5 protein-coding genes and 1 pseudogene are annotated in these 5968 nt (G+C 72.0%); 3 read left to right on the forward strand and 3 right to left on the reverse strand.

What is annotated here, in order from left to right; genetic code table 11:
• Positions 1-835, forward strand: an 835-nt coding sequence (locus VGX25_RS24415) for a GNAT family N-acetyltransferase (RefSeq protein WP_326920224.1), incomplete at its 5' end; no start/stop codon positions are given.
• A gap of 303 nt (positions 836-1138) precedes the next feature.
• Here VGX25_RS24415 and VGX25_RS24420 read toward each other — a convergent pair.
• Complete coding sequence (locus tag VGX25_RS24420; RefSeq protein WP_326920225.1) at positions 1139-1522, reverse strand: Lsr2 family protein; 384 nt, start codon at positions 1520-1522, stop codon at positions 1139-1141.
• Positions 1523-1713: 191 nt separating this feature from the next.
• On the opposite strand from VGX25_RS24420, the gene recQ reads away from it, so the two are divergent.
• Entirely contained in the window at positions 1714-3543 is a 1830-nt protein-coding gene (gene recQ / locus VGX25_RS24425; protein ID WP_326920226.1) for a DNA helicase RecQ, read from the forward strand.
• Here recQ and VGX25_RS24430 read toward each other — a convergent pair.
• Positions 3532-4752, reverse strand: a complete 1221-nt coding sequence (locus tag VGX25_RS24430) for an MFS transporter (protein WP_326920227.1) — start codon at positions 4750-4752, stop codon at positions 3532-3534. The genes recQ and VGX25_RS24430 overlap by 12 nt on opposite strands.
• A complete protein-coding gene (locus VGX25_RS24435; protein ID WP_326920228.1) occupies positions 4749-5255 on the reverse strand; it encodes an Lrp/AsnC family transcriptional regulator in 507 nt (168 codons plus the stop codon). The genes VGX25_RS24430 and VGX25_RS24435 overlap by 4 nt, the downstream gene beginning before the upstream one ends.
• A gap of 110 nt (positions 5256-5365) precedes the next feature.
• Here VGX25_RS24435 and VGX25_RS24440 point away from each other — a divergent pair.
• Positions 5366-5968: pseudogene (locus tag VGX25_RS24440) on the forward strand (MFS transporter); the annotation flags it as partial.

Raw genomic sequence — 5968 nt, forward strand, 5'->3', positions numbered from 1 at the left:
CGACGCCGCGGCCCCGGCGGCGGGGGCCGCGTCCGCCGCCGCGCGCCGCGCCGGGGTCACGGTCCGCTCGCTGGACACGCCCGCCGGGACCGCCGCGGCCGCCGACCTGTTCTCCGCGATCTGGCACGCTCCCGCGGAGGCCGCCCCGGTCTCGGCCGATCTCATGACCGCGTTCGCCCGCACCGGCAACTACGTGGCCGGGGCCTACTCCGGCGATGCCCTGGTCGGCGCCGCCGTCGCGTTCTTCACCGACGAGACGCCGAGGGTGCTGCATTCCCACATCTGCGGCGTCGCTCCCGCGGGGCTGGGGCGGGGCGTGGGGTTCGCGCTGAAGCTGCACCAGCGCGCCTGGGCGCTCGACCGCGGCATCGGGACCATCACCTGGACCGTGGATCCCTTGGTACGCCGCAACATCTATTTCAACCTGGCCAAGCTCGGCGGCACCGCCACTGAGCATCTGCTGGACTACTACGGTCCGATGAAGGACGGAGTGAACGTCGGCGACCCCAGCGACCGGCTCCTGATCACCTGGAACCTCACCGCTCCCGAGGTCGCCGCCGCCTGCGCGGGCAGCCCGGTCGTAGTCGCGGCCCCCGCCGCACCGCTGCTGTCCACCGGCGCCGGTGGGGACCCGGTCCGCCACTTCGAGATCGCCGGCGACCACCTGCGCTGCGAGCTGCCCGACGACATCGTCGCGCTCCGCCGCTGCGACCCGGAGCTGGCCAGCACCTGGCGGCACAGCCTGCGCGCGGCGCTCGTCCTCGCCCTGCACGAGGGCTACCACATCGCCGGCGTCGACGCCGACGGCCACTACGTGCTCGCCCGTCGGTCCTGAGTGGACATCCACAGTGCACCAGCCGCACGATCGGTGTGGTCGTGCACACGTGTCGTGATCCGATGACAAGTCCGCCGAAGGCCGATCAATTCGCCCGCCGTTGCCGAATAGCCGGGAGCGCCCGTCGGGCGCGGGGAAGGAATAGAACGGCCGCGGTGTGGGAACACCGCGGCCGGGTGGGTGGCCGGTTCGACCGTCGACTGCCCGGAGGAGCGGCTGTCCGGTATGGCCACTGCCGGTCGAGGGTCGATCGACCATTGTTTGCCGGCCGCGTGGGGTCGACCGGCAAATGGGAACGAGCGGCTAGCTCTTCCTGCCCCGCTTGGTCTTCTTGGCGTGCGCGTCTTCGAAGGCGGTTATGACGTGGGCCGGGATCCGCCCACGGTCGGCGAGTTCGTAACCGTTCTTCTTCGCCCATTCACGGATGGCCTTCGTCTGCTCCTTGCTGCGCGCATCGACGGGCCGGGCCGGCGCCGCCGTCGGCGTCGTGCCCCGCTTGACGCGGCCACCGACCCGCCGCGCCGATTCAACGAACTCCGCCAAGCTGTCACGCAACCTCGCGGCATTCTCCTCGCGCAGATCGATCTCATAGCTCACGCCATCGAGCGCGAAGCTGACCGTCGACACGTCCTCACCGGGCGCGCCGTCCAAGTCATCCACGTACTGAACGAGAACCTTCTGGGCCATGGTTCAACTCTTTCTCGGGGTCAGGGCGTGGTCGCTTCGGCAAGATAAGCGACACACTGGATCATTGCGATCGCCGACAGCCTACGCGAGAGTTTTATCACCGCCAGGAGGCCAGCCCATTCCACTATGGTGAGTCGTCGATCACCCACGGCAACGACCCCCAAGGGATGCGAGTCCCCTAGAATCGCCCGGTGCGTACTCCCGCGACCGGTCCGGATGTGAGCGATGCATTGCATGTGTTGCACCGCGTCTTCGGCTACGACTCGTTCCGCGGTGGCCAGCGCCAGATCATCGAGCATGTCATCGCCGGCGGGGACGCCCTGGTGCTCATGCCCACCGGCGGCGGCAAGTCGCTGTGCTACCAGATCCCGGCGCTGGTGCGGCCCGGCGTCGGCGTGGTGATCTCTCCGCTCATCGCGCTGATGCAGGATCAGGTGGACGCGCTGCGGGCGCTCGGGGTGCGCGCGGGATTCCTCAATTCCTCGCAGGATCCCGATGAGCGCAGGATGGTCGAGGCCGAGGCGCTTGCCGGCGAGCTCGACCTGCTCTACCTGGCGCCGGAACGACTGCGGGTCGAGTCGACCATGCGATTCCTCGACCGGTGCATGGTGTCACTGTTCGCCATCGACGAGGCGCACTGCGTGGCCCAGTGGGGGCACGACTTCCGGCCCGACTACCTGGCCCTGTCCGCGCTGCACGAGCGCTGGCCGGCCGTGCCGCGCATCGCGCTCACCGCGACCGCCACCAAGGCGACGCACGACGAGATCGTCACGCGGTTGAACCTCGAGGGCGCCCTCGACCACGTGGCCAGCTTCGACCGGCCGAACATCCAGTACCGGATCGTGCCGAAGCGGGAGCCGCACCGGCAGCTGCTCGAGCTGCTGCGCACCGAGCACGCCGGCGACGCCGGAATCGTGTACTGCCTGTCAAGAGCCTCGGTGGACAAGACCGCGGAGTTCCTGGTGGACAACGGGATCGAGGCGCTGCCATACCACGCGGGGCTGGACGCGGGCACCCGGGCGGCCAACCAGGCGCGGTTCCTGCGCGAGGACGGCCTGGTCATGGTGGCCACGATCGCGTTCGGCATGGGCATCGACAAGCCGGACGTGCGCTTCGTGGCCCACCTCGACCTGCCCAAGTCGGTCGAGTGCTACTACCAGGAGACCGGCCGGGCCGGGCGCGACGGCCTGCCGTCCACCGCCTGGCTGGCCTACGGGCTGCAGGACGTGGTGCAGCAACGCAAGCTGATCGACGCCGGCGACGGCGACGCCGCGCACCGCCGCCGGCTGGCCCGGCACCTGGACGCGATGCTCGCGCTGTGCGAGACGGTCGAGTGCCGCCGGGTGCAGCTGCTCGCCTACTTCGGCGAGTCCGGCGAGCCGTGCGGCAACTGCGACACCTGCCTGAGCCCGCCGGAGTCCTGGGACGGCACGGTCCCCGCGCAGAAGGTGCTGTCCACTGTGGTCAGGTTGAGCCGGGAGCGCGGGCAGAAGTTCGGCGCCGGGCAGATCATCGACATCCTGCTCGGCCGCAGGACCGCCAAGGTCACCCAGTTCCGGCACGACACGCTCACCGTGTTCGGCATCGGCACGGAGCTCAACGAGAGTGGTTGGCGCGGCGTGATCCGCCAGCTGCTTGCCCAGGGTCTGCTCGCGGTCGAGGGCGACTACGGCACGCTGGTGCTCACCCCGGCCAGCGGCGAGGTGCTCGGCCGGCAGCGCCAGGTCATGCTGCGCCGCGAGCCGGAACGGGTGGCGCGGGCGGCGAAGCCGGCCAAGGCGGCCGCGGTGACCGACCTGCCCGCTGCGGCCGTTCCGGTGTTCGAGCAGCTGCGGGCCTGGCGCGCGGCCACCGCCAAGGAGCAGGGCGTGCCGGCGTACGTGATCTTCCACGACGCCACGCTGCGCCAGATCGCCGCGCAGGCCCCGGCCACCCTTGCCGAGCTGGGCAAGGTCAGCGGGGTGGGCGAGCACAAGCTGGCCAAGTACGGCCAGCAGATCCTCGACGCGCTATCCGCCTAGCCGGGCCCGCAGGAACGGCCGCAGCAGCCCGACCAGCGGCAGCGCGGCCAGCGCGCCCGCGGCCATCACCAGGAACGCGACCGCCGGGTGGTCGACGAGCAGGCCGACCACGGTGGCCACGACGAGGCCGCCGAGGTTGCCGGACAGCCAGATCAGCCCGGCCGCGGTGCCCTCGGCCGGGCCGGCCCGGCGCTCGGTCAGCGCCAGCACCACCGGCAACGTCGGCAACAGCAGGAACCCGATCAGCAGCAGGACGGTGAACCCGCTTGCGGCGCCGGGCGCTGCGGCCAGCACGGCACAGCCGGCCGCGGCCACCGACACCCCGACCACCAGCATGGTCAGCTCGATGCGGCGCCGGGCCGCGATGACCGGGACGACCGCGCACCCGATCACCCCGGCCACCACGTTGATCAGCAGCAGCACGCTGGCGGTCGCGCCGCTCACCCCGGCCGGCTCGAGCAGCGGCTGGGCGAACGTGGTCAGCGCGATGAACGTGCCGAACGGCAGGAAGACCAGCACGCAGAGCCGGCGGACGAACCGGTCGGCCCATGCGATCCGCAACGCGCCGAGGCCGGCCGGCGGACGGGTGTGCGGCTGCCGGCCGGGCACGCGCAGCGCGACGCCGAGCGCCACCGCGGCGGCGATCGCGAACGCGGCGCCGATGCCCAGCATCGTGGTCAGGTCGCCGGCCTCGGGGAACACCGCGGCGAGCACGAACGCCAGCACCATGCCGGAGATGGTGCCGGCGGTGCCGATCGCGATGCCCGCCGGGCGGTCCGGCGCCGCCAGGTAGCGCCCGGTGACCCCGATGACCGCGTTGAGCACCAACGGTTGCGCGACGGCCACCATGGCCTGCCCGGCCAGCACCCACAGGAAGTCGTCACCGGCCAGCCGCAGCACCGCGCCGGCGGCGGTCAGCCCGGCCCCGGCGAGCAGCCCGCCGCGGAACCACCGGTCCAGCACCAGCCCGGCCGGCACCGCGAGCACCACGTACAGCAGCGGGAACACCTGGGCCAGCCAGCCGATCGCGGTCTCGGAGACGCCGTAGTGCCCGGCCGCGACGGTGCTCACCCCGGCGAAGCTCAACCACAGCAACTGGGTCGCCGCGGCCACGAGGGCGTACGCGGCGACCGCGCTCCACCGACTCCCGGCGTGTTGGCCCGTGGCGTCGGCGTGTTGGCCCGTGGCGTCGGCCGGCACGGCGCTCATGCCGGCCGCCAGCCGCTGGCCGGGGTGGCCTGGAGGAACTCCGCCTGGGGCGGCTCGACCGGGCGGCCGTCGTACTGCGTGGACAGCACGACCGAGGTGCGCATCTCGCCGTGCTTGCCGAGCCGCTCGAGCAGGCCCTCGAAGTGCTCCAGCGACGTGGCGCGGATCTTGAGCATCGTGCAGTGGTCGCCGCTGAGCTTGTGGATCTCCACGACCTCCGGGTAGTCCTCGGCCCGGCTGGTCTTCAGCAGGCACTTGTCGAGCCGGCAGCGCATCTGGACGAACGCCGCGACCGGGTAGCCGGCGCGGCCCGGATCCACCCTGGCCGCGTAGCCGGTGATCACGCCGCTCTCCTCGAGCCGGCGCACCCGCTCGCCGACGGCCGGCGAGGACAGGTTCACCCGCCGGCCGAGCTCCTTGAACGACAGCCGCCCGTCGGCCTGCAGCTCCTCAAGGATGCGCCAGTCCAGGTCATCGAGCTGTCTTTCCGTTCGAAAGGTCATGCCCGCCACATTCCTTTCGACTCAACGGTTGACGGAACCATACTCCGTCACTCGGCCATTCGAATCGCGCGTTCGCCTCACTAGTGTTTGTGATCATGACGATGCCGACCATGACCAGGCCGACCACCGACCCGACCACCCGCAGGCGCACGATGATCGCACTGTTCGCGGCGGTCTCCTTTCAGAGCACCGGCCTGGTGGGGACGAGCACCGCCGCCACGCTGATCTCGGCCGAGATCGCGGGGCCGGGCGCGAGCGGCTTACCCAACGCCGCCACCGTGCTCGGCACCGCGGCCGGCGCGCTCACCATCGGATCGCTGATGGCGCGCAGTGGTCCGCGGTCGGCGCTGGCGACGACGTACGGCCTCGGCACCGCGGGCGCGGTGCTCACCTTCGCCGGGGCGCTCGGCCGGGCGCTGCCGCTTGTCGTGCTCGGCATGCTCCTCGTCGGGCTCGGGCAGGGTGGCGCACACCTGTCGCGGTACGTGGCCGCCGAGCTGTATCCCGCTTCCCGCAAGGGTTTCGCGCTCTCGGCCATCGTCTGGAGCGGAACCGTGGGGGCGGTCGCGGGGCCCGCGCTGATCGCGCCGGCCGCTCGGGCCGCGGCCTGGCAGGGGTGGCCGGGCCTGGCCGGACCGATCGCGGTGGGTGTGCTGGCCACCGCCGGCGCGCTGCTCGCCGCCGCGCTGCTGCCGGGCGCGCCGGCCCCGGCG

Origin of the sequence: Actinophytocola sp., assembly GCF_035942955.1 — a bacterium.
In the GTDB taxonomy this organism is placed as follows: Bacteria; Actinomycetota; Actinomycetes; order Mycobacteriales; family Pseudonocardiaceae; genus DASYTH01.

Bases quoted from the DNA above. Each gene is read 5' to 3' on its own strand.
- VGX25_RS24420 (WP_326920225.1), bottom strand. From the start codon at position 1,522: ATGGCCCAGAAGGTTCTCGTTCAGTACGTGGATGACTTGGACGGCGCG.
- VGX25_RS24430 (WP_326920227.1), bottom strand. From the start codon at position 4,752: ATGAGCGCCGTGCCGGCCGACGCCACGGGCCAACACGCCGACGCCACG.
- VGX25_RS24435 (WP_326920228.1), bottom strand. From the start codon at position 5,255: ATGACCTTTCGAACGGAAAGACAGCTCGATGACCTGGACTGGCGCATC.